A 22999-nucleotide genomic window follows, 5' to 3' on the forward strand; every position below is an offset into this window, starting at 1 on the left:
ACTAAATATTTACGGATGAAGAAGATATTAGGAGCTCTAAGTATTTTTGTTTTGGCTGCTTGCAGTAATAAGGATCAGTTTGTCTTGAACGGCGAGCTTATCAACAACGATCAGGTCAAAAAAGTTTTTTTATATGAAGGAGGGGAGGTTGTAGATTCAGCTTTTTTGAATGACGATAATAAGTTTCGCTTTCGGAGAACGGCACCTATCCCGCAGTTTTACAATTTAAAAGTTGGAGAAAATAATTACTTTTTTGTTCTTTCCAACGGCGAAGAGGTGAGCTTTAAGGCCAATATCAAAGATCCGAGTGGAAATTACGAAGTTATTGGTTCCGAAATTTCTAGCAAAATAAAGGAGTTTAGTGAAATTAATACCCGTTATTCTGCCATATCCAGGGAAATAGAAGGCGAATTTCAAATGCGATTAAAAAGGGAGCCGTCAAAAGAAAAAGAGATTAGGGATGAACTGTTTGTGAAATATAAAAACAACCTGGACCAATTTTCAAAAGAGGTATTGGCCTTCGCTAATCGAAATGTTAACAATTTAGCGGGCTTCTATGCAATAAGTTCATTAGATCCCGCAGAGTACGAAGCGGAAATGATGGCCTATGCCGACACTATAAAGGATAAATTTCCTAAAAATGCTGCCGTGCGAGATTTTGTTACCCATATGGCTGAATTGAAACCGCTAATGGTGGGGCAGAAAGCGCCCGATTTTGAATTAATGGATCAAAAAGGGAAGACAGTCAAGCTGTCGGACTTCCGTGGTAAATATACCCTTGTCGATTTTTGGGCATCCTGGTGCGTGCCTTGCAGAGAGGAAAACCCCAATATTGTAAAACAATACAATACTTATAAAGATAGAAATTTTACGATATTAGGGGTGTCCTTGGATAATAATCAAGCTGCTTGGCTGAAAGCAATAAAAGATGATCAGTTAACTTGGACACATGTATCAGATTTGCAGGCGTGGAATAGTAAAGCTGCAGAATTATACAAAATTTCAAGTATTCCTGCGTCTTTTCTGCTTAATCCGGAGGGTATTATTGTTGCTAAAAATCTAAGAGGACAAAAACTGGCAGATTTTTTGGAAAAAACGCTATAATTTTAACTAGATGTCAAGCAATGGGTGATCATTAACAATTTGTTAATACTGTCTTAACTTTTATTTGCAATTAAGTACATAATTTAGACCTAAAATTATTGAACATGAGCAGTGCTAAATACAAGATATTAGTCGTTGACGATGAGCCCGATATAGTCGAACTAATTGAATATAACTTAAAGCGTGAAGGATATTCGGTTTTTACGGCCACTAACGGACAGGAAGCTGTATCAACGGCACGGAAGATAAACCCGGATCTCATCATACTTGACATCATGATGCCGAAAATGGATGGTATTGAAGCTTGTCGGATTATGAGAAGCATGCCGGAGTTTAAAAACACTTTTATGGTATTTCTTACAGCAAGAAGTGAAGAGTATTCCGAAATTGCAGGCTTTAATGTTGGTGCTGACGACTATATCGCGAAGCCTATTAAACCAAGGGCGTTGATTAGCAGGATTAATGCAATTTTGAGAAGAAACAGCAAAGGAGAAGAGACTTTAGAAAATAAAGTTGAAATCGCCGACCTTGTAATCGATAGGGAAACCTTTTTGGTATATAAGAACGATGAGAAAATTGTTCTTGCAAAAAAAGAATTTGAATTGTTATACTTATTAGCTTCTAAACCTGGAAAAGTTTATACTAGAGAAACAATATTGAAGAGTATTTGGGAAGATTCTGTTGTGGTAACTAACAGAACCATTGATGTGCACATTCGAAAGCTGCGAGAGAAGATAGGGGATGATTATGTTTCTACCGTAAAGGGAGTTGGGTATAAATTTGATGCCTAATTCATTATATTTCTAAAGGGGGTGCTTAGCCCCTTTTCCATTTAATCTTTCTGTGGCGCCCTTTGAGATTTCGAATTTTACCTGATCCTTTTCATTTTCGGGATATATAGGAAGTAAAGTCATCCAAGCCTTACAAATTTTTCCTTTACCGAAAAGAGGTCGCCCATTTTTTGTATCTTGCAATTGTGTCAATAAAAAATCATCTTAAGGGATATCAATGATCTCAAAGAAGATAGTTGAAATTATAATTATAGTTTTACGACATAATTGCTACCTATGGGAATCTATCGTCAGTGGCTCAATATAATTCCTCCGAACGAGCAGGACCGTTTGCGGAAGCTGTATAAGTATGATATTCTGAATACGCCACCGGAAGACGCGTTCGATAAGATTGCGAAGTTGGCTATGGAGTTTTTTGAAGTTGCGGGCGCATTTATATCCTTTGTCGACGAAAAAACGGTATTCTTAAAATCAGATACTACAGGCCATTTTGAACGCTATACTAACCGTACTGATAGTCTTTGTTCTTGGGCGATTTTACAGGACACAGTAGCCGTGATTAATAATATAGAAGAGGCTTCGGAGATACTTGAAAATCCGGAACATTTAAAAGCGCTTGGTATCGGATTCTATGCTGCTGCGCCACTTCAGACGCCTGATGGGTATAAAATCGGCGCACTTTGTGTTAGTCATCCTACAGCTAAATATCCGTCAGAGAAGCAGTTGGAAATGTTGAAGAGTCTTGCGTCCATAGTAATGGATGAGTTGAAATTTCGTTTAGCTACACGCAATGCGGTACGGGTACAAACTGATTTAATGAACGCAGCCGTTCATGACCTTAAAAATCCGCTAACATCCATCAAGCTTTACGCGCAGTTGATTCAGCGAGAGGCAAAGGAGAATAAAGGGACGCAGGCAATGACCGAGCGAATTATCAAATCATCCGATTTTATCCTTTCGAGCTTGAACGATCTGTTAAATTTATCGCAGATAGAAGATGGCGAAATGAAGCTTAAGATAGAGCCGTGTGTGCTTGATTCATTGCTTAAAGATCTTTTGACGGATTTTGAGATTATTGCCAACCAAAAAAAACAGCGGGTAGTTTTCGAAAATACTATTCAACGGCCTGTCGCCGGTGATAAAGCACGATTACGCGAGATATTTGAAAACCTGTTAAGTAATGCTTCCAAATACGCATATGCTGATACAACGATTAATTTGATAGCTAAGGAGGTAGATAACAAGGCTTTAATTGAAATTCGAGATCAAGGGCAAGGCCTTTCTGAACAGGATATGAAGAAACTGTTCAAAAAATTTGCCCGTCTAAGTTCTGTGCCAACGGGCAAAGAAGGAAGTAATGGCTTAGGACTATCGATCGTTAAAACCTTGGTGGAACTTCATAGTGGAAAGATTTGGGCAGAAAGTCAAGGGAAGGAAAAAGGATCCTCTTTTTTCATTGCTTTACCTTTGGCGGAACTTTAAGCCTAAAGTAAATGATCGCTCTTTGACGAACATGTCGTCCTCTTTTTATACCTTTGCACTTCTATGGAAGAAAAAGCGCTTAATTTTAAATTTCCGAAGTTCAATCAGCTCATCATTTTCGAAGATGATAATCTAATCGTCGTAAATAAACCACCATTTATTGCATCGCTGGATGAAAGAGAGGGGCGAGAAATTAACATACTTCGAATGGCGAAGTCATACCATGCGGACGCGCAAGTTTGTCATCGTATCGACAAAGAAACTTCCGGTTTATTATTAATTGCTAAAAATCCTGATACCTATCGCTCTGTTTCTATCGAGTTCGAGAAGAGAAGAGTGAAAAAGATTTATCATGCTATTATTGGGGGAACTCACATCTTTGAGGACCTAAAGGTGGACCTTCCAATTCTGAATCTGGGTAATAAAAACGTTACCATTGATAAAGCGAATGGCAAATTAGCCGAAACGTGGTTTAAGTCGCTTGCTTATTTTAAGCATTATACTTTGGTGGAGTGTAGGCCAATAACGGGTCGCATGCACCAAATTAGAATTCACCTCGCTACGCAACATGCATCTATTGTAGGAGATAGTCTTTATAAAGGCAAACCCGTTTATCTCTCACAGATTAAACGGGGCTATACATTAAGTAAAGGACAAGAAGAACTCCCAATTATGAAACGATTTGCTTTACATGCTAGAGCATTGAGTTTCTCTATAAATGGAAAAGACTATAGTTTTGAGGCCCCGTACCCTAAAGATTTCGCAACTTTATTAAAACAGTTGGAGCGATTTGATAGCTAAACTGATGAGCCAGCCGTTGACAGAACGCACTACCTTTCAACAATCTAAAGGAGTGAAGAATTTATAAGTCAGTGAATCAGGAAAATATTAGAATCTCGAATTCGAAAACCTGCTAGCAACTATAAGTTCCTTGGCATCAGATTGTCGATAATCATAAAATCCAATAGTTGATTTTTTTCCCAGATGGCCCGCAGCTACCATATTGGTCAATAGCGGACATGGCGCATATTTAGAATTTCCGAAACCTTCGTGTAATACCTTTAGAATAGCTAAACACACATCCAAACCTATAAAATCTGCTAATTGCAGTGGGCCCATTGGATGCGCCATACCGAGCTTCATAACCGTATCAATTTCCATCACACCGGCAACGCCTTCATATAGGCTGTAAATTGCTTCATTAATCATCGGCATGAGGATTCTATTGGCTATAAAACCAGGGTAGTCTTGTACAATGACAGGTGTTTTTTGAAGTTTGGCTGCCAAAGTAAAAATTGTATTGGTAACTGCTTCACTCGTACGATAACCCCTTATCACTTCAACCAATTGCATCATTGGAACCGGATTCATAAAATGCATACCAATGACTTTATCCGGTCTTTTTGTGTTAGAAGCGAGTTGTGTAATGGAAATAGACGAAGTATTAGAAGCTAAAATGGTAGCATCAGCACAAAGGTCGTCCAATTCATTAAAGAGGCGCGATTTGACAGCCTCATTTTCTGTTGCCGCTTCAATGACCAGATCCGCCTCGGCAACGGCTCCTTTTAAATCTGTAAACGTCGTTATATTATTTAAAGTAGCGATTTTTTCATTTTCAGTTAGTTTACTTTTACTAATCTGCCTATCTAAATTTCTTTGTATAATATCTATGGCTTTTGTTAAGGCCTGCTCATTTAGGTCTACAAGAGATACCGAATAGCCATGAAGAGCAAAGGTGTGCGCAATACCGTTACCCATGGTTCCTGAACCAATTACCGTTATGTTTTTCATCTGTTATATTGTTTTTTCGGTTTGATGAACAGTATTTTATTCGGTTTTCATACCACTTATTGTTTTTTGCATTTGTGCCATCATGGTGGTAAGAGTTTCTAAGCTTGGCTCTGCCGTCGGTTCTGGAAATTCTGTACTAATAAATGCTTTGGCTTTCCATATTTCTAAAATATCCGGTGTTTCTACCCAGTAAGGTTCATATACTTTGTTGTCCGAAAGCAATTTCAATCCTTTCTCTTCCTTAAATTTATGCGCTATCCTTTTATAAACAATTCCATCGGATTTCGAAATAATGACGTAAGTCTGATCGGGTTTAACATCAAACCAATCTTCAACGTACTCGCAAATAACAACCGTACCAGGTTGTAAAGGAAGCATGGAATCTCCCTTCAATTCAAATGCGCGGTAAGTTCCTTGTTTAAAGAAAGGCAATCTGAATTTTGGCAATTCACTAATATAGTCCGGATCGGCATAGCCATTTAGATAACCTGCGCTCGCTTTAACCGGTACAAGCTCAATATTTTCACGATCATCCTCATTGACCGTAATACTTAAAACACGGACACTGGATGAATCACCCTTCGGAGTAGGCTTCCATTTATCGTCAATTTTTTCATTGACAAGTTCGTCCATAGTTAACTCATAATAGGATGCGAATTTTTTTAGCAACTCGTATTTCGGTTCCGCACGATCTTCCTCATAAGCGCCAACAAGAGAACGCTTAATTTCCATTAAATCAGCGAATTGCTGTTGTGTATGCCCCTTTTTTCTTCTGAGGTATTTAAGATTTGATGCGATATTGCTCATTTTTAAAATAATTTTGTTTTTACTAAAATTGTTAGTATCATTGTGCCAATAAAGTTAGTAAATAAAATTCAATTAGCGAAAAATATTAGTGTATTTTGTTATGAAGCGATTTGTATATATATTGACAGACTGTAACCGACAATATTTACATGTAGGATTAACCGATGATTTGTTTAAAACAATGACATTTTATAAGGAGCATAGGCAACTTTTTTTTGATACAGCTGCCAAGGTTTCCAGATTGGTTTATTTTGAGGAAATTGATACAGAGGAGTTAGGTATTGCTCGCTTCAATGTGTTATCTGCTTTTACGCGTTCTCAAAAAGAACGTCTTATTAGAGCAAAAAATAAAGATTGGCAGGATCTAAGTTTATGTTTAGGCATAGATAATTTAGTTGCTAATCCACAACAACCTCTTCGCTTTTCCTCGATGAGAGCTTGGTGATGATGGGTGTGCATGAAGCCGGTGTAAGGTCAAATCAATTAAAACAATTTACCATCCCGGCGCGAAGTTAAGACCAAAAGTACCAAATTTTAGATCCTTTCTGTTAAAAGGAACAGCATAATACGGTTCTAAAACAAAGTAACCAAAGATGTTAACCCGTAAAGAGACTCCGGCACTCATAGCAGGAACTCGTTCGTAGATGTCAACAGTTGATCCATCTGGGTTAACCTGTTCGCCAATTTTATCCGGATTACTTTTGAAAGCAATCTTATCTCCGGCACTCCAAGCGAGTCCCATATCAAAAAATACATTTAAATCAGAGAATAGTAGCCCGGATTTAATGGCTGCCAGCTTTTCCGGGCCTGTAAATGGTAACCTTGCTTCTAGATTCACTACCGCTATTCTGGAACCCATCAATTGATTCACATTGTACCCTTGATAAACGTTGCCGTTATTATTGTAGAATGACGCAGATTCATAGCCCCTGATGAGAAATGGATAGCCTATATAGAGCGGATATAATTGATCCTCACCACTACCAACACGCATGTATGTGTAAGCACGCGCAGCCAGGGAGATAGGCTTAATACGGTGATACTTACGCAGGTCAGCGGTGTAGGCGGTAAAATTAAAATCGCCGAAATACTTTTCGGCAGCTAATCTATACCGATAACCACTTAAAGGGGCAGCTACACCAAAATAAGAATTATCACCAACAAAGGCCGCATTTAGTTGCTGCAAGGTAAAAGAATTAAAATTACCTCCATAGGTTCTGCTCGCTTCTTCTTTTGATAATTTTCTTCTGTCACTGCCTAAGAAATAGAATGTATTGGGGTCGTAATAATTAGAGAATCGATCAATCCGATAGCTGTAGCGGGCTACTGCGCCCCCCAGTTCAAATCTAGTTGTTCTCGATAGGGGGTAAGCGGCAAAAGCGTCTATCTGTGTTTGGAAAGTACGTATAATATCCGTATTCTCCGTAAAATAGGTGTTTCCGTTAATTTCCTCATTCCCATAGCTCATCAATCCGGACATAAAAGGAATATGAGAAATAGACCCTCCCCAACTGATTCTTCCCTTTTGATTGATATAGGCAAATTGACCGCCAAAATCATATACCTCCCCATTAATAGCAACCCCGGCAAATAATTGATTTCGTCCTAAAATATCGGAGAAAATACCTTGGATCCCACTGGATAAGCCCGCGCCATATCTACTGCCAACGGCTACGCCGACACCACTTCCCTGTAAATAGTCTAATTGAAATTTTGGTTTGTATGGTACCGGTTTTATGAGCGACTTACCAATACGCTGAAAAATATTGTAGTTTCGAAGGTTACTATTAACTACATCTACACCCAGTGATTGAGGAGGTGGCAGTAGCGCTGCGTTAAAATTTACTTCGTTATTTGGTACCTCCTTCGCCGTAAAGTCGCTTGGTTTAGCATTGTAGATGGTATATTTTTGCGAACGGTAATATGAGTAGAGAATATCATCGTTTGCAGATACACTTAAAGCGGGTGAATATTCGGTGATTCCGCTAATTCCTGTAAAATAATCGGTAAGCTGTTCAGTTTTTCCGGACGAAAACGTGTAACGGTATAGATTCCTGAAACCATCACGGTTTGACAGGAAATAAAGTTGCTTATCATCTGCCGAGAACTGGGGGTTCAGGTTATTGGCGCCCGGAAAGATATCGATCTTCCGGATTTCTTTTGTACTTATATCGATAATGGCTAAGCCCAATGGAATATCAACTCCTTCGTAACCACTTTCTAAGCTTAAACGATCGGTACTGAAAACAATTTTTTTACCATCTCTTGAAAAACTAGGATGGTAATCGGAATACCAGTCGTTGGTAAGTTGGGTCAAGCTCTTATTTGACAAATCATATAAGTAGATATCACTATATCCGTTTTTAAGTCCCGAGAATGCCACGAGGTTTCCATCGGGCGACCAGGTTATGTTAGCAAACTCACCGATATCTCCCATACTTTCTGTAGCAAGTGTTTTACCGGTCTCCACGTCGACTATCAACAATTTCGTGCGCCCTTGGCTAAACACACTAAACGCAAATTTCTTGCTGTCATGGGAAAAGGATCCTGCACTTTCTATATAACTGAACTCATCAATGTGCGAATTGTTCTGTCGACTACTCAGCTTTCGTATGATTTTACCTGTTCCGGCATCTGCTAAGAATAAATCAATACTGAAGAGATCTTTTTCTGATAAGAAAGCGACGTATTTACCGTCGGGGGAAATGGTTGGGGAAACATTCATATTACCCCCGTTTTTATTATTAATGATCATTTGCCCCCTTGGTACTTGAGCCGTATCGATTAGAAGCGGTTTATAGGCATTTTCGATACTTGTACGCCATAAATTTGACAGCGTAGGTTCGTCATATCCAAAGGTGTATTTAATCGCCGCTTGATATCCGTACTTAGCGGTGTTTTTGAAAAAAGGCACAATCACTGTATCCCCGTAAGTAGAACCGATGTAAGCCCAGAATGCTTGACCATAGCGGTAAGGGAAATACTTATTGCTTTCTGTTAAGTCTCTAAGGCTCGGAATATCCTTATTTAAATAAGCATCTCGCATCCACATGGCGGTAAAAGCATCCTTTTTTCCGACGGATAAATATTCGGCCATTCCTTCCACCATCCAAAGAGGAAGATTTCCTATATTTTCCAGCTTGGTTGAATCGCCTTCAATAAGGGAATGATATTGAAAGGCGTGGACCAACTCGTGCCCCAGAACATGGCGTGTCTGGTTATTGATTTGCATAATCGGCATTACTACGCGATTCTTGAGCCCTTCTGTAACACCTCCCGTACCTATACTTATTTCTCCGCCAATAGCAGTAGTTTGTTGAAAGTCCGGATGGTTATTATAAAGTATGAGGGGATTCTTCCGAAGAAATGTATCTCTAAAAACTTGCTGATGCAGTTCGTACCAAAGCTCACTTTCTTGCATGAAACGAGTTAATAGACTATCGTTTTTTAGATAAGTATAGAAATCGAAATGGGGTGATTGCTTTACTTTAAAATCCAATGCTTTATATCGCATCTTATTTTGGCCAAAATATTGTCCAAAAACGGTAGGTATGAAACAAAATGTAAAGGCTATTGCCCAAATAGTTTTGTAAAATCTCTTTTTTGCCGGAATAAGGTGCTTCATATGATGCTTAGGTACAATTTGGGATACTAATTTAGCGTTTAGAATTTATTTGCGCAACTTAAACTCGGTTTCTTCTATTCATTCGGCTGTTGTTTAAGCTGTTCATTGATTCGTTGAAGCTCATCTTCACTGTGCGGTTCCAAAATCGGACTCAGAATGGGAGGGAGGCTATCTGCTCGTGTGCTGTCCGGAATCCGTATCCGCGGGCTTGGGCACTTATATTCGCGTGTAATCGCCACAGTTGGCTCGGGAAGAGGGCCGTAAGTATAGCCGCTTTCCGGGTCGTGGTATAATTTTTCCATAAACTTAGCAAAGATTGGAAGGGCCGTGCGCGAACCTTCTCCGGTGGCCGAATTTCGGAAGTGTATGCTGCGTTCATCATTTCCAACCCAAACACCGGCCACTAAGTCTTTCGTGATACCCATATACCATCCATCCACATAGTCGGAAGAGGTTCCCGTTTTTCCGCCTATTTGATTACCCTTTTTCCACAGATCCCATTCCCATAAGGCTTGCGATGTCCCTCCCGGTTCTTCCATCGTCCCGCGAAGCATATAAGTCATCAACCAAGCGATTTCTTCACTAATGACCCTTTTTGTCTTTGGTTTAAATTCTGCTAAAGAATGACCATCTTGGTCTGTGATACGCTTGACCAAAATGGGTTCTGCATGATTCCCTTTATTCAAAAAGGTAGCATAGGCGCTTACCATCTCATAAACCGTTACGTCATTTGATCCTAAACTTACCGACGGCACCGATTCTAAATGGCTGGTTATGCCGCATTTGTGGGCAGTCTTTACCACATTATCCCAGCCAACTTTTTCTGTTATTTGGGCCGTTACGGAATTAATGGACCTACCCATAGCCCAGCGTAAAGACATATTGATGCCCGAAAAGGTCCAATCGGCGTTTTTCGGTTCCCATGTTTTTGCTTCACCGTTCTCAACATAATTGATTTTTACCGCCTTGTCCTGAAATTTATCACAAGGTGACATCCCCTGTTCCAGGGCGGTTAAATAGGCAAATGGTTTAAATGTCGACCCCGCTTGGCGCTTCGCTTGATTAACATGGTCATATTTATAAAATTGATGGTTAATACCACCCACCCATACTTTTATCTCCGAACTATAAGGGTCCATTACCATCATGCCGGTGTTAAGCATTTTCGCATAATGTGCAAGCGAATCCATCGTGGAATACTCAACTTCGTTCATACCGTCCCAAGTGAAAACTTTCATCGGTTTTGGTTGATTCAGGTAAAAAAGAATACTGTCTTGGTTGTGCTTGAATTTCTTGTCAAGAAAAGAGTAAATTGGAAGCCTTTTTGCCAAATTTTCCAAAAAGTTTTCAATTACTTCTCCTTTGGAATCGCGCCATGGTAGCTCTTTCCCCCAAGTATTTTCCAACCTTTTTTGTAGAACAGCCATTTGATCGTAGGCTGCTTCCTCCGCATAGCGCTGCAATCTGGAATCAATGGTTGTATAAATCTTAAGCCCATCTTCGTAAAGGTCATAACCGTTCTCATCGCACCATTTTTCGATAAACCGCTCTACCGCACCACGCAGATAAGAATCTTCCTTCCCCACTTCATCTACTGTACCTAAGCTTAGATCAATAGGTGATTGCCTGTATTGTTTAAGTTGTGAAGGTGAAATGAAGCCTGCCTTTTGCATTTGAGATAGGACGATATTCCGTCTTTCTAAAGAGCGTTTGGGATTTCGTACCGGATTATAAAGAGTGGTTGCTTTGAGCATGCCTATTAAAAGGGCTGCCTGGGGCGGCGTAACATCATTGGTGTTTTGATTGAAGTATCGTTTTGCCGCCGTTTTGATACCATACGTATTATTGCCAAATGACACCGTATTTAAATACATTGTCAGGATTTCCTCTTTGCTGTAGCGACGCTCCAATTTGATAGCTGTAAACCATTCTTTTATTTTAATGATTAGCATTCGAACACCCGGAATATTACCTAATAAACCGGCCGATTGATTATAACGAGTCCGAAAGAGATTCTTTGCCAACTGCTGGGTAATGGTACTGCCTCCGCGTTTATCTCCTTGTGCAGTAGATAATAGACTGGATGCTACTGCAATAAAGTCGACACCGTTATGTTTAAAAAATCGTATATCCTCTGTGGCGACTAAAGCTTGTGTAATGCTTTTTGAAATACTATCATAAACTACGGGGGATCGGTTTTCTTTAAAATAACGACCGATTAACTTACCATCCGCTGTATATAATTCGGAGGCTACGTGAAGCGTAGGTGCTTTAATATCTTGTGCAGTAGGGGAATAGCCGAAGAGACCTAAAAAATTTAACTCGATCGCACATAAGAAGATTATGACGAAATAGATGAAAATCAATAAGTAACGAAGAAACCTACTCTTAATTCTTCTAAACATGCGGTAAATATCTAAAATGAATAGTTAAAATAAATGTAAAAAAATGTTAAATAGCTTTTCCGGTTAGCGTGTCGAGCGTTAATACTAGACCTGTCAAGCAAATCTCTATAAAAAATCTGAAGTTTTATTGTGGCAGCGTAAACTTTATTAACATTAAAACAGATGCTAAACAGGGAATTCTTTACATCAAATTTTGTCAATTCGGACCCAATCCATGCCGGCAGCTTCTGCAGCGGCTACTCCAGGATCACCATCTTCGAAAACAATGCAGTCTTTAGGCGCCACTCCTAATTTTTTGGCGGCGGCGAGAAAAGGATCCGGAAAGGGTTTTCCATTAGGCGTTTCGCCGGCACAAACAAGCACTTCTATGTAGTCTGTCAAACCGAGTACTGATAGCGTCCGCTGTACGGTAGTGCGCGTACCTCCTGATACAACACCGATGTGTACATTGCCTGCATTTGCTTTTAAGTGCTCAGTAACGTAAGCGATAGGTTCGGTTGTATCAATGTATTTTTCGAAGAATACTGCCGTCTTTTCTTTGGAGAACGTATCCGGCAACATCACATTATAACGTCTACTGATTTCATCGGCAACAAGTCTGGTTGGCCAGCCGGCCAGTTCATCGATAATGTCGGTGTCCAAATTTATTCCATATTTAGCTGCGGCCTCTTTGTATGACAATTTATGAGCAAGCATATTGTCTGCTAAAGTTCCATCGCAATCATAAAGGAGCGCTTTATATTTACCGCTTGTTTTTTCATTAAGTATGTTTAGCTTATCGAGCGTTTCTTGATTCATCTATATAGTGTTCAAAATAAATAGCGCAAAGTTGTCCTTTATTTATTTTGTTTCCTAATGGAATTGCAAAAATGACAAAACTAGCGTTCGAAAAAGCGTTCAACCTTTGTACCTAAACCATTTGAATAGTTCTTTATAGCTTGCCTTTTTACCATACATTAAAATTCCAACGCGGTAAACCCTCGCGGCTGCATAAGTTGTTAACAAAAAGCCAATAACCAACAAGGCGATCGACAGCAATAGTTGCCAAACGGGGACTCCAAATGGAATTCTAACCAACATACCGATAGGTGAGGTGAAGGGAACCATGCTTAACCAAAAGGCCAAGGAACCATGTGGATTATTGATTAGTACGGAAAAAGAAAGCATATAGGTAAACAATAGCGGCATGATAATGGGCAGCATAAATTGTTGGGTTTCCGTTTCGCTATCTACCGCTGATCCTACCATGGCGAATAGGGCACTGTATAGCAGATAACCGCCAATGAAATAGATCAAAAAACAACCTAATACGTAAGGATAATCAATGGCTTTGATCTGTTGTACAATAGCCTCCATTTTTGACTGCCTTTCTTGATTGTTCTGCTTTACCTCACCGTTACCAACCCCATCTTGCATCTTAACGGACGTATGCATTTCGGGTTTAGAATTGATCATTACGGCAGAGGTTGCGGCCATGAAGCTTACAGAGAGAATAATCCAAAGAACAAATTGGGTAACTCCGACCAGGCCAACGCCGATAATTTTACCCATCATCAGCTGAAAAGGTTTTACTGAGGAAATAACTACTTCGATAATCCGGTTACTCTTTTCTTCTATAATGCCACGCATTACCTGATTTCCATATAAAAACAGGGATATGTAGATTAGGATTGATAAGCCAAAGCTAATTCCGATGGCCGTCCCAACATGGCTGTCCTTTTCTCCATCCACCGTAAGTTCTTTTGATTTGATGGACACAGCCGGCTTTATACCGTTTAAGGTATTTATGTCAATTCCTGCGTCAGCTAGAGCTTTCGCTCTTAGTATGTCATTTAATTTTGACTCAAGCGTGTTGATGGTACCTATACCTTTTTTTTCGGTGTCGTATAGCTCAACAGTTTGGGAGGTCGCCACACCGGCCGGGACAACCAGGAGTAGCGAGCTTGTTTCACCACGTTCCATTTTCTTTTTCAAGCTAGCAATTGATTCATCTGTGCTTAGAAATAACAGATGTTCCGTGTCTTCTAATTTGTTCGCCACAAAGCCTGACTGATCTACTACATAAACCGTTGTAATAGGTTCTCGATTGTTTAATGCGACATAAAAAATAAGCGCGTACATAGCGATAAACAAGAAGGGAACGAGGAAGGTCGTCACTAAAAATGATTTCTTTTTTACACGGCTTAAATACTCTCGTTGTATAATAAGAACTATTTTATTCATTATGCTGCTAGTTGGCGTTGATAGACGTTACTTCTTTTATAAAAATCTCATGGATGGTAGGAATGATTTCTTCTACATGTTGTATTTCAACCTGGGGGATTAGGTAGGAGAGCATATGATTGATCGTTTTTCCCTCTGCTATTTTTAGATACAGTGTGGTTGCATGATTATCCGTAAGTCGTTTTTCCACGGTAAATAGCGTATCATTTGGATCGATAACCTGCGCGCCTATATATGTTATTTTATATTTGTTTTCCCGATAACTGTTTTTTATGTCAATAACCGGGCCATCCAAGATTTTTCTGGACTTATTAATGAGCGCAATATTATCGCAAAGTTCTTCTACTGATTCCATACGATGAGTAGAAAAAATAATGGTGGTGCCATTGCTATGTAGTTCCAGTATTTCTTTTTTTATAATTTCAGCATTTACCGGGTCGAAACCGGAAAAAGGCTCATCCAAAATCAGTAGCTCCGGTTGATGAAGTACCGTTGCAACAAATTGTACCTTTTGTTGCATTCCTTTGCTTAGGTCTTCCACTTTCTTACTCCACCAAGACTGCATTTCCATCTTCTCGAACCAATGTTTGATTCGCTTTTTCGCCTCTTCTTTTGACAAACCTTTTAGTTGAGCTAAGTAAAGCAATTGATCACCGATCTGCATTTTTTTATAGAGCCCGCGTTCTTCCGGTAAATAACCTATCTTGCTAATGTGTTCCGGTTGGAGCACATCACCATTGAACATTATATATCCACTATCAGGAGCGGTAATCTGTGTGATAATTCGAATAAGAGAAGTTTTTCCTGCACCGTTCGGACCGAGTAATCCAAAGATGGTGCCCTTTTCAATATGCATGGACACGTCATCTAAGGCTCGATGCTCCGCATATTGCTTTACGATGTTGTTGATTGACAGCATGAGCATTTTATCTTGTACCGTTTAGATAGGCGAGGTGCTTATTTGTTACAACATATGATATATAAAAAAGGGATGTGCAAAGCACATCCCTTTTGGTTTCGCTGCGTAAAAGTTTAGAAATAAAATTGTACTCCTAATTGAGGTGCAAAGAAATCACTAGCTAAACCAAAAGAATTGGTAATTTGTTTAGATCCGGTCGCCTCATCTTTAATCCTGTCATTACCGTAGTAAAGACCACGTACACTTAATTCAATACCTACATTTTTATGTGGAAAGAATGCTAAACCGGGAGAAAGCTGTGCTCCGAAACTAGTTGTGCTAGACACTTTTGTGCCATCTACTTTTGTGCTTCCAAAAGCCATGGGAACAGAAAGTTGACCAAAGAATTTGAACATTTCATTTCCTTTATAGGCACGAGCAAAAGGTGCGACTACAAAAGCTCCTTGCTTAACTTTCAAATCCACATCATTTGCACCGTCAGTGTAGTACTGACCATAGCGATAACCGACACCGGTACCAATTGCGAAATTATCGCTGATAAAGTATCCTACATTAGGAACAATGTTGAAACTCTGGTTTGAATGGTCCGTGCCATTCACTTTGTTGTAATTATAACCAACAGATCCTCCTAGGAAGAGTTTACCTTTTTCAGTTTGTGCGTTGGCTGTAAAAGCTAGTGCTACAGCGGCAGTTAGAGTTAAAAATAATTTTTTCATGTTTAATATAAATTTGTTAACGTTATAGTCAGTGCTTCGACTGACTTTCACCGTGCATTAGTCAACTTATGTGCCAAATATGACGTAGAGCTTGTATAAAGTTGTATAAGCAACCAATCTTAAACTTCTATGACAATTAAAAGAAAGTGCAATTTTATTTGCTTTTTACAATAGTTATATAACTTACTCGTTTACTGATCGTATGTTTTTTAAATGACAAAATCGATTATGCGGTATAAACTGACTATTTGTCTATTTTTGTCAACATTGACAATGACAGTATAGAGATTGGCAGGCATAAGTTAAAATAGGTGGTTACCAAGAAGCAAAAAAAACGCCGAACCATTGCGTTCGGCGTTTTTTTATTTTATGCTAACATCTTATTCGAAGAATTCTTTTACACGTTCGAAAAAGCTTTTTTCATTTTTCCCGGGTTGGGGCTTGAAATTCGGCGATTCTCTTAATTTTTCTAATTGCTCTCTCTCTGTTTGGGAAAGCGCTTTTGGCGTCCACACATTTACGTATATTAGCTGATCTCCTTTGTGATAAGAATTTACCTCTGGAATGCCTTTGCCTTTTAGACGAAGAATTTTACCTCCCTGCGTGCCAGGATCTATTTTTATTTTCGCTTTACCGTCGATAGTTGGTACTTCTATACTGGCGCCAAGCGCGGCATCTACGAAACTTATATAAAGATCATATATAACATTATTTCCGTCACGTTTCAAAATCTCATGCGGAATTTCCTCTATCAATATGATGAGATCGCCCGGTACACCTCCGCGAGGAGCGGCATTTCCTTTACCGCTCATCGATAACTGCATGCCTTCGCTTACACCTGCAGGGATATTGATGCTGATGGTTTCTTCTCCACGTACCAATCCTTCGCCGTGGCAGGTAGTACACTTAGCTGTGATCTCAACTCCTTCACCGTTACAGGTAGGGCAAGTACTTGTTGTTTGCATTTGCCCTAATATGGTGTTAGTCACCCGTCTTACACTCCCCGTACCGCCGCATGTGCGGCAAGTAGAAGTTGAAGACCTATCTTTAGCACCGCTGCCATCGCAAGTTTTACAAACAACTTGCTTGTTTACCTTGATTTTCTTCTCAACGCCTTTTGCGATTTCCTCCAAGGTAAGCTTTACCTTTATGCGAAGATTCGTTCCTTTTACAGCTCGCCTTCCTCCGCGTGATTGCCCCCCCCCCTCCAAAGAAACTTTCAAAGGGGTTGCCTCCTCCAAAGATATCCCCAAAATTACTGAAGATATCTTCCATATTCATACCTCCTCCATAACCGCCGCTCGCACTGTTCCCGGCATGACCAAAACGATCATAGCGTTGACGTTTCTCCGGATTACTTAACACTTCATAGGCCTCGGCAGCTTCTTTAAATTTCTCTTCCGCTTCCTTGTTGTTTGGGTTTTTATCAGGGTGATATTTTATTGCCAGTTTTCTATAAGCTGATTTTATTTCAGCTTGTTCTGCATTTTTTGATACACCTAATACGTCGTAATAATCTCTCTTTGCCATCTTTATAATGATTCGCTACCTACTACTACTTTGGCGTAGCGCAGAACTTTATCGTTAAGGAAATAACCTTTCTCTACCTCATCGATTATCTTTCCAACCAGCTCGGGTGTTGGGGCAGGAATTCGCGTTATTGCTTCATGTAGATCAGCATTAAATTCTTGTCCAACTGACTCCATTTCTTTTAATCCTTTTCTGTTAAGGATAGACTTAAGCTTTTGATAAACGAGTTCGACACCTTCTTTTACAGAAGGGATGTCCTGCGCATTTTCCATTGATTTACGTGCACGCTCGAAATCGTCCAATACCGTCAATAAGTCGCCGATAACTTCTTTACCCGCTGTTTGCAATAGCTCCACTCGCTCCTTGGAGGTCCGGCGCTTATAATTATCAAACTCTGCGTACAAACGAAGATATTTATTGTTGGCTTCTGTCAATTCTTGCTGAAGTTTTTCCTCTTGCTCCACTTCTACATCCGCTTCGGCCTCTTCTACATCATCGTTAAGACCTGCTTTCGTATGTTGGCGCGCTTCATTCACTGATTCCAACTCTTCCGCGATATCCTTGTTCTCGAGATTTTGATTTTCCTCAATATTTTCCTTTTTGCGTTGTTCTTCCATAATTCTAAAAAGCAGTTCAAAAATATTTTTTTCAGCACAAAACCTCTGCCAATGCATAGCAGACAGCCAGTCTGTCAGTCTTTGTTACTCAATACGAACATAATGACGCATTATGTCAACGATTGTCAGTAGGCAGCTAAAGCACAATGTCGCTAGGAAATGGTTACGTTATCATGTAGTATACCGGATTCTGTTTTAACAATGCGGGAAGGCATGTTGCGGATAATCTGATAATCATGGGTAGCCATTAAAACGGCTGTACCTGCCCGACTGATTTCTTTTAGCAATAAGACAATTTCTTCTGATGTATTAGGATCTAAATTACCTGTAGGTTCGTCGGCAAGAATGATTTCCGGATCGTTCAGTAACGCACGGGCGATTACTACCCGTTGCTGTTCACCGCCGGATAATTCATGGGGCATCTTCTTCAACTTTGAACGTAAACCAACTTTATCTAAGACATCAAACATACGTTCTCTTATTAAGTTCTTGTCTTTCCAACCAGTGGCTCGCATTACAAATTCCAGATTCTTTTCAACTGTGCGGTCAGTCAGTAAATGAAAATCCTGAAAAACAATTCCTAGTTTTCTTCGTAAGAATGGAATGTCTCTGTCATGTAATCGACCAAGGTCGAAGCCGGCAACTAATCCGTCTCCTGTCGATATGGGAAGATCGCCATAAATAACTTTCAGTAGGCTACTCTTTCCCGAGCCGGTTTGACCGATCATAAAAACAAACTCGCCCGAATCAATCTGTAAATTTACATTTGACAGTACAAGATGCTTCTGTTGATAGATATCTATATTTTTAAGTTTGATAACGGTACTTGGAATCATGTTACAGTTCTATTTCTTTTATTTTTCCAAAAGGTAACTCCTCAACTATTTTCATTATGTACGATGCTTTATCTCCCAGTCCTATTTTTTCTAACGATTTATCCGGTCGGTCTACACGAAAATATGCTAAGAGCGTAAAATTTTCATCTCGCAGCTGTACATAGTCCGGAATTTTTGCTACACCTTTTACCTTAATGATATACATGGTACGCCAAAGTTAGTACATTCTACGAAATATCATCTTTTTTCAACGCACATTTTCCCTTTATCGTGTGTTGCACTGATTTGTTGAAAGAAGATTCGTTGGGAAAGACAGGGATTACAAACGAGAGGAAGCACGGGATTTCAGTATGTTATAGCCGCTGCTGCTAGTTCTGAAATATCTTTTAGAAGTTTATATTTTCAATTTAGAGGGGAATGCAGGTGTAACGCCAATAGGACGCTATGAGCAATTTGTTGTCCATTCATTTTTTGAATAAAAAATGGGCGGCCTAATTATTTGCCGGACCTATCGTACCGGCTCCGTTCATAAAGCGCGTTTACAGAATCGGCTATGCGAGCAATTTGCGCCTCTTCGTTTTTTGTTTCATTGATCCAATCGAGATATGACTGCTTTTCCGTGTCCGCTAGTGCAGCATAAAACCGGAATGCAGCCGGCTCATCCGCTAAAATTTCTATGAAATCCGTTTCTGTTATCCGAGCGGATTTGTTCAGATAGATTTTGAGCTGTACGGTGTCGCCTACTTGCTTCTGCAGCTGTTTGCGAATACCGGCATTAAGTGGTAGAAATAATTTGCCGTCGCCCATAGGCATGAGGATCACTTTGTCAAGCATGTAACTGTCAATAGATCCGCTTACTTTTACTTGTCCGAAATGATTACGATAATCGGGCGATATCTCCGGAATCAAAATATATGACCATCCTCCTTTGCCGGGAAACCGTTCAATTAAAGCCTCTCGATTTATCTGTATGCTTTCCATAGTGGTGATCGCAATAACAAACGCTAACTTGTATTACCTAAAAAGGGTTTTCCTATCCTTAAAATTTAAGGGCATCTTTAGCAATGCCAAATTTTCAGCTAAAATAGAAAATATATTGGTTTGCATAAAATGTGTTGAAAACGGACAGACAGATAAAAATGCGGGTTAGTTTTTTTGTTCGGTATACTGTACAATATCGATCCCGATACCATTGGGATCCTGAATTGCAAAATGTCGATCACCCCACGGCTCTTCGCGCAAGTCTATTTTTATTTCTACCCCCTTGCTCTTCAATTGTCGATACATCTCCTCAACATTATCTACTTCTATCGTCAGGTAAAGGCCTTTGCCATTAAATGGATCATGAAATAACGGTTGTTGACTGGCGTGATAAGGTTTTAAAAAGCTTATTTCTGCTGATTCATTTGGGGTATGCAACAAAAGATAAAAATCGTTTTCAAAAGTAATTCCAAATTGAAGAATTTCAGTGTAGAACGTTTTGCTCTCTTGAATCTTGTCTGTAATAATACCGGCGTTCAGTTTCATTGTTTTCAGATTGGTTTCTTTTGTTTGACCATTAATTGAAGATAAACCGCTTAGGCTTATGAAAATTGCTATCATAAAGAATTTCATATCGTCTCTTTTTAACAAAGATGCGAACTGTCTTCATATAGTCATTGTAAAAAACGGACATTTAACGGACATTTATTTGAATGCTTTAGCCGGTGTGAAACCACACATTCTTTTAAATTCTTTAATGAAATGGGCCTGGTCGTAATACCCCAACTCATAGAAAAACTTTTCCGTCTTTAGTGTCTCCACAGTAGGATTGAGGCTCAATAAACTTTGAAAACGCACTATTTTACTAAACGCTTTAGGCGATTCGCCAACATAGAACTTGAATAAGCGCCGTAAATGTCTTGAGCTTACCGGTACATTTAGGTGTTCAATATCAATGATACCTCTTGTATTTACTATTTTATCGAAAGCCAGTTTAAACCGAAAGTCGACTTCAGTCGCTTGCCTTGCTATTTGATTGAAAAAGGCGTTAAATGGTTCGATAAGTTGATGGAGATTAAAAACCATGTCGGGTTGGCGATAAGCTGCCTCCCAATGCCGAGCGATCAAATTGTTCAGACGCTTATGCAGTTCTCGGTTTACAAAATTTAACGGCTCGCAATAATCGGTTAATGCGCTCGCGTTGAACTTAAATAGGGATGAGAAAGCTGCGGGTAAAAACCGGATGCCAATGTAATGGAAATCGTGGGAGAGCGAAAAAGCATGGTATTTGTTGGAAAGTCCCATAATATCTATGTCCGACAGGGTATGTACATCAATGAAGATGTCAATACATCCATCTGAAACAACATAGTAGGGAAGAGGTGTCGACAATCTTTCAAGGCTTTTTAATTCCCAATAGCAATATATATACCCCCGTAAGCTCGGGGCCGGCATATATTCCTTATAAGAAATGTCAGCCCATTCATGTAAACTGCTCGGTTGAATCGGTTTAAAGCAATATGTCTTAGGGCCTTGTAGCATATTCGTCATGCGCTTTGGACATAAAATTAATCCTTCGCATCCTAAAATGCAAGGATGTAAGGAAAATACGGTCTACCTATTTGTAGCAGTTTAAAATTACAATTGACGGAAACTTCGAAATAAATTGGTTGATCGTATTAGAATGTTCATTTTTGTTATCTGTAAAAAAATAATATATGATGAAAATGTCAGCCTATTTTATCAAACTTTTTGGTTATGACAAGGCTACCAATTTAAAACTTATTGAATTGCTGAAAATAGCGAAGGAATGTGATGAAGCTATCGGACTAATGGCACATTTACTGGTTGCACAGCAAATTTGGTTAAAAAGATGTTGGGGGGAAAATACCGTTGGAGGGAGTTTATGGCCAGACTGGGACATCATGGAGATGGAGGCCATTGTGCTTAGGAATAATACCGATTGGGTAAACTTTTTAAATACATTGAACGAGCAGGATTTTGTTAAATCCGTTAGCTACAAAAATTCAAGAGGCACGGCCTTTGCCAATCGACTGGAGGATGTTCTTGCCCATGTCATTAATCATGGCACACATCATCGTGCCCAAATTGGACAGCATTTGAAATTATGCGGACATAACTTGCCAAGCACCGATTATATCTTTTATATACGGGAACAAGATGCTTAACTATAACAATCAATCAAAACAATGAGCGTTTTCTGTGTTTGCCCATTCTGTGTCGATAATAATCAACGGACAGTCTCCCCGCGCCACTAAAGAAGAGAGAAAGCGAGGCAGCGAGCATAAATAGCGCGGGAAAAGTATCGGAATAAGCATCCCCTATATGTGCAATCAAGATGGCTGAAATAAAGTTAACGACCATAAAAGCAGCGGCAAAGCGTTGATAATATCCGAGCACGAACAAGCACCCACTGATAAACTGAGCATATACTGATACATATGCTGCCCATGGATAGGGAAACTGATGCGCATTTAGAAAGGAAATAAACTCCTGCATCCGCGCCTGGCTGAGTATATTATCAATTACGCCCTGTACTAAGTGATACCCGGCAACCAGTCTTATAAACAGAGGAGCCCATTGTCCATGTTTTTTAAAAAGAAGATTAGGCCTGTCGTATAACATAATAGAGGTTACCGTCCTGATTTAGCTATTCAAACATAGAAAAAATAAAGTTTTTCTCCAATTGGATGATAAATGATATTAATCGATTAACTGTCAGTTTACTATCTCAATATTTAAATAAGAGGTGTTTTTATGATTGCATATGATAACAATTTTATCTATGTTTGCCGAATATTTTTTCACCCGTAGTTCAATGGATAGAATGTCAGATTCCGGTTCTGATGATGGGGGTTCGAATCCCTTCGGGTGAACAAAGAAAGCCTTTCGAAAGAGAGGCTTTTTGTGTATAAGAAGGGATGAGAACAGTAGGGCAGGCAGGGTTCGAACGCTCTCTTGGCGGCCTTAAGTGCGGGGAGGGTGCGACGCCAACAATCCCTTCGGGTGAACAAAGAAAGCCTTTCGAGAGAGAGGCTTTTCGTGTATAAGAAGGGATGAGAACAGTAGGGCAGGCAGGGTTCGAACGCTCTCTTGGCGGCCTTAGGTGCGGGGAAGGTGCGACGCCAACAATGTCTTCGGGATCACCGAC

General features: G+C 39.7%; 21 protein-coding genes, 1 tRNA gene and 1 pseudogene. 7 read left to right on the top strand and 16 right to left on the bottom strand.

Annotated features, from left to right (window positions below; translation table 11 throughout):
* Window positions 1-15 precede the first annotated feature (15 nt).
* From QT327_RS11495 to QT327_RS11510, 4 genes are all read left to right on the top strand, one after another.
* Window positions 16-1104 carry a peroxiredoxin family protein gene (locus tag QT327_RS11495; protein ID WP_130857405.1) on the top strand — a complete coding sequence of 363 codons (1089 nt, stop codon included), beginning with the start codon at window positions 16-18 and terminating at the stop codon, window positions 1102-1104.
* Window positions 1105-1208: 104 nt separating this feature from the next.
* Window positions 1209-1895 (top strand): response regulator transcription factor, encoded by a 687-nt coding sequence (locus QT327_RS11500; protein WP_013666371.1) that lies wholly within the window; start codon window positions 1209-1211, stop codon window positions 1893-1895.
* Window positions 1896-2171: 276 nt separating this feature from the next.
* Window positions 2172-3377, top strand: a complete 1206-nt coding sequence (locus QT327_RS11505) for a GAF domain-containing sensor histidine kinase (RefSeq protein WP_130857406.1) — start codon at window positions 2172-2174, stop codon at window positions 3375-3377.
* A gap of 63 nt (window positions 3378-3440) precedes the next feature.
* A complete protein-coding gene (locus QT327_RS11510) occupies window positions 3441-4178 on the top strand; it encodes an RluA family pseudouridine synthase (RefSeq protein WP_013666373.1) in 738 nt (245 codons plus the stop codon).
* A gap of 87 nt (window positions 4179-4265) precedes the next feature.
* Here the strand turns inward: QT327_RS11510 and QT327_RS11515 are convergent, their stop codons facing one another.
* Both QT327_RS11515 and QT327_RS11520 read right to left on the bottom strand, forming a co-directional pair.
* Window positions 4266-5168: a 3-hydroxyacyl-CoA dehydrogenase family protein gene (locus tag QT327_RS11515; RefSeq protein WP_289552945.1), complete on the bottom strand. Its 903-nt coding sequence runs from the start codon at window positions 5166-5168 to the stop codon at window positions 4266-4268.
* A 36-nt stretch (window positions 5169-5204) separates the two neighbouring features.
* Window positions 5205-5975 (bottom strand): XRE family transcriptional regulator, encoded by a 771-nt coding sequence (locus QT327_RS11520; RefSeq protein ID WP_289552946.1) that lies wholly within the window; start codon window positions 5973-5975, stop codon window positions 5205-5207.
* Between the two features lie 100 nt (window positions 5976-6075).
* Between QT327_RS11520 and QT327_RS11525 the strand changes: the two genes are divergently transcribed.
* On the top strand, window positions 6076-6420 hold the full coding sequence (locus QT327_RS11525) for a GIY-YIG nuclease family protein (RefSeq protein WP_130857408.1): 345 nt from the start codon (window positions 6076-6078) through the stop codon (window positions 6418-6420).
* Between the two features lie 48 nt (window positions 6421-6468).
* On the opposite strand, the gene QT327_RS11530 is transcribed toward QT327_RS11525, so the two are convergent.
* The 13 genes and pseudogenes from QT327_RS11530 to QT327_RS11590 all read right to left on the bottom strand — a co-directional run bounded on the left by QT327_RS11530 (window position 6469) and on the right by QT327_RS11590 (window position 21378).
* Window positions 6469-9600 (bottom strand): basic secretory protein-like protein, encoded by a 3132-nt coding sequence (locus QT327_RS11530; RefSeq protein ID WP_502910531.1) that lies wholly within the window; start codon window positions 9598-9600, stop codon window positions 6469-6471.
* Window positions 9601-9674: 74 nt separating this feature from the next.
* Window positions 9675-12005, bottom strand: coding sequence for a transglycosylase domain-containing protein (locus QT327_RS11535; protein WP_130857410.1), 2331 nt, complete (start codon window positions 12003-12005; stop codon window positions 9675-9677).
* A gap of 186 nt (window positions 12006-12191) precedes the next feature.
* On the bottom strand, window positions 12192-12803 hold the full coding sequence (locus tag QT327_RS11540) for an HAD family hydrolase (RefSeq protein ID WP_289552949.1): 612 nt from the start codon (window positions 12801-12803) through the stop codon (window positions 12192-12194).
* Between the two features lie 99 nt (window positions 12804-12902).
* The gene (locus QT327_RS11545; RefSeq protein ID WP_130857411.1) at window positions 12903-14228 is read right to left on the bottom strand and encodes an ABC transporter permease; all 1326 of its coding nucleotides are present in this window, start codon (window positions 14226-14228) and stop codon (window positions 12903-12905) included.
* 7 nt (window positions 14229-14235) lie between these two features.
* Window positions 14236-15147 (bottom strand): ABC transporter ATP-binding protein, encoded by a 912-nt coding sequence (locus QT327_RS11550; RefSeq protein WP_289552950.1) that lies wholly within the window; start codon window positions 15145-15147, stop codon window positions 14236-14238.
* A 113-nt stretch (window positions 15148-15260) separates the two neighbouring features.
* Window positions 15261-15863 (bottom strand): acyloxyacyl hydrolase, encoded by a 603-nt coding sequence (locus tag QT327_RS11555; RefSeq protein WP_130857413.1) that lies wholly within the window; start codon window positions 15861-15863, stop codon window positions 15261-15263.
* A gap of 380 nt (window positions 15864-16243) precedes the next feature.
* Window positions 16244-17393, bottom strand: a pseudogene (gene dnaJ / locus QT327_RS11560) (molecular chaperone DnaJ).
* A 2-nt stretch (window positions 17394-17395) separates the two neighbouring features.
* Window positions 17396-18010, bottom strand: coding sequence for a nucleotide exchange factor GrpE (locus QT327_RS11565; protein ID WP_013666384.1), 615 nt, complete (start codon window positions 18008-18010; stop codon window positions 17396-17398).
* Between the two features lie 152 nt (window positions 18011-18162).
* Window positions 18163-18846 carry a cell division ATP-binding protein FtsE gene (locus QT327_RS11570; protein ID WP_013666385.1) on the bottom strand — a complete coding sequence of 228 codons (684 nt, stop codon included), beginning with the start codon at window positions 18844-18846 and terminating at the stop codon, window positions 18163-18165.
* Window position 18847: 1 nt separating this feature from the next.
* Window positions 18848-19051 carry a hypothetical protein gene (locus QT327_RS11575; RefSeq protein ID WP_013666386.1) on the bottom strand — a complete coding sequence of 68 codons (204 nt, stop codon included), beginning with the start codon at window positions 19049-19051 and terminating at the stop codon, window positions 18848-18850.
* A gap of 290 nt (window positions 19052-19341) precedes the next feature.
* A complete protein-coding gene (locus tag QT327_RS11580) occupies window positions 19342-19827 on the bottom strand; it encodes a YdeI/OmpD-associated family protein (protein WP_013666387.1) in 486 nt (161 codons plus the stop codon).
* A gap of 165 nt (window positions 19828-19992) precedes the next feature.
* Window positions 19993-20460: a VOC family protein gene (locus QT327_RS11585; RefSeq protein ID WP_289552952.1), complete on the bottom strand. Its 468-nt coding sequence runs from the start codon at window positions 20458-20460 to the stop codon at window positions 19993-19995.
* Window positions 20461-20532: 72 nt separating this feature from the next.
* A complete protein-coding gene (locus QT327_RS11590) occupies window positions 20533-21378 on the bottom strand; it encodes an AraC family transcriptional regulator (RefSeq protein ID WP_289552954.1) in 846 nt (281 codons plus the stop codon).
* A gap of 167 nt (window positions 21379-21545) precedes the next feature.
* On the opposite strand from QT327_RS11590, the gene QT327_RS11595 reads away from it, so the two are divergent.
* Window positions 21546-22016 (top strand): DinB family protein, encoded by a 471-nt coding sequence (locus tag QT327_RS11595; RefSeq protein WP_289552955.1) that lies wholly within the window; start codon window positions 21546-21548, stop codon window positions 22014-22016.
* Between the two features lie 13 nt (window positions 22017-22029).
* Here the strand turns inward: QT327_RS11595 and QT327_RS11600 are convergent, their stop codons facing one another.
* Complete coding sequence (locus tag QT327_RS11600) at window positions 22030-22473, bottom strand: DoxX family protein (protein WP_130857415.1); 444 nt, start codon at window positions 22471-22473, stop codon at window positions 22030-22032.
* A 179-nt stretch (window positions 22474-22652) separates the two neighbouring features.
* On the opposite strand from QT327_RS11600, the gene QT327_RS11605 reads away from it, so the two are divergent.
* Window positions 22653-22724 (top strand) — tRNA-Arg (locus tag QT327_RS11605).
* Window positions 22725-22999: the final 275 nt, after the last annotated feature.

Source organism: Olivibacter sp. 47 (genome assembly GCF_030372825.1).
Classification (GTDB): domain Bacteria; phylum Bacteroidota; class Bacteroidia; order Sphingobacteriales; family Sphingobacteriaceae; genus Olivibacter; species Olivibacter oleidegradans.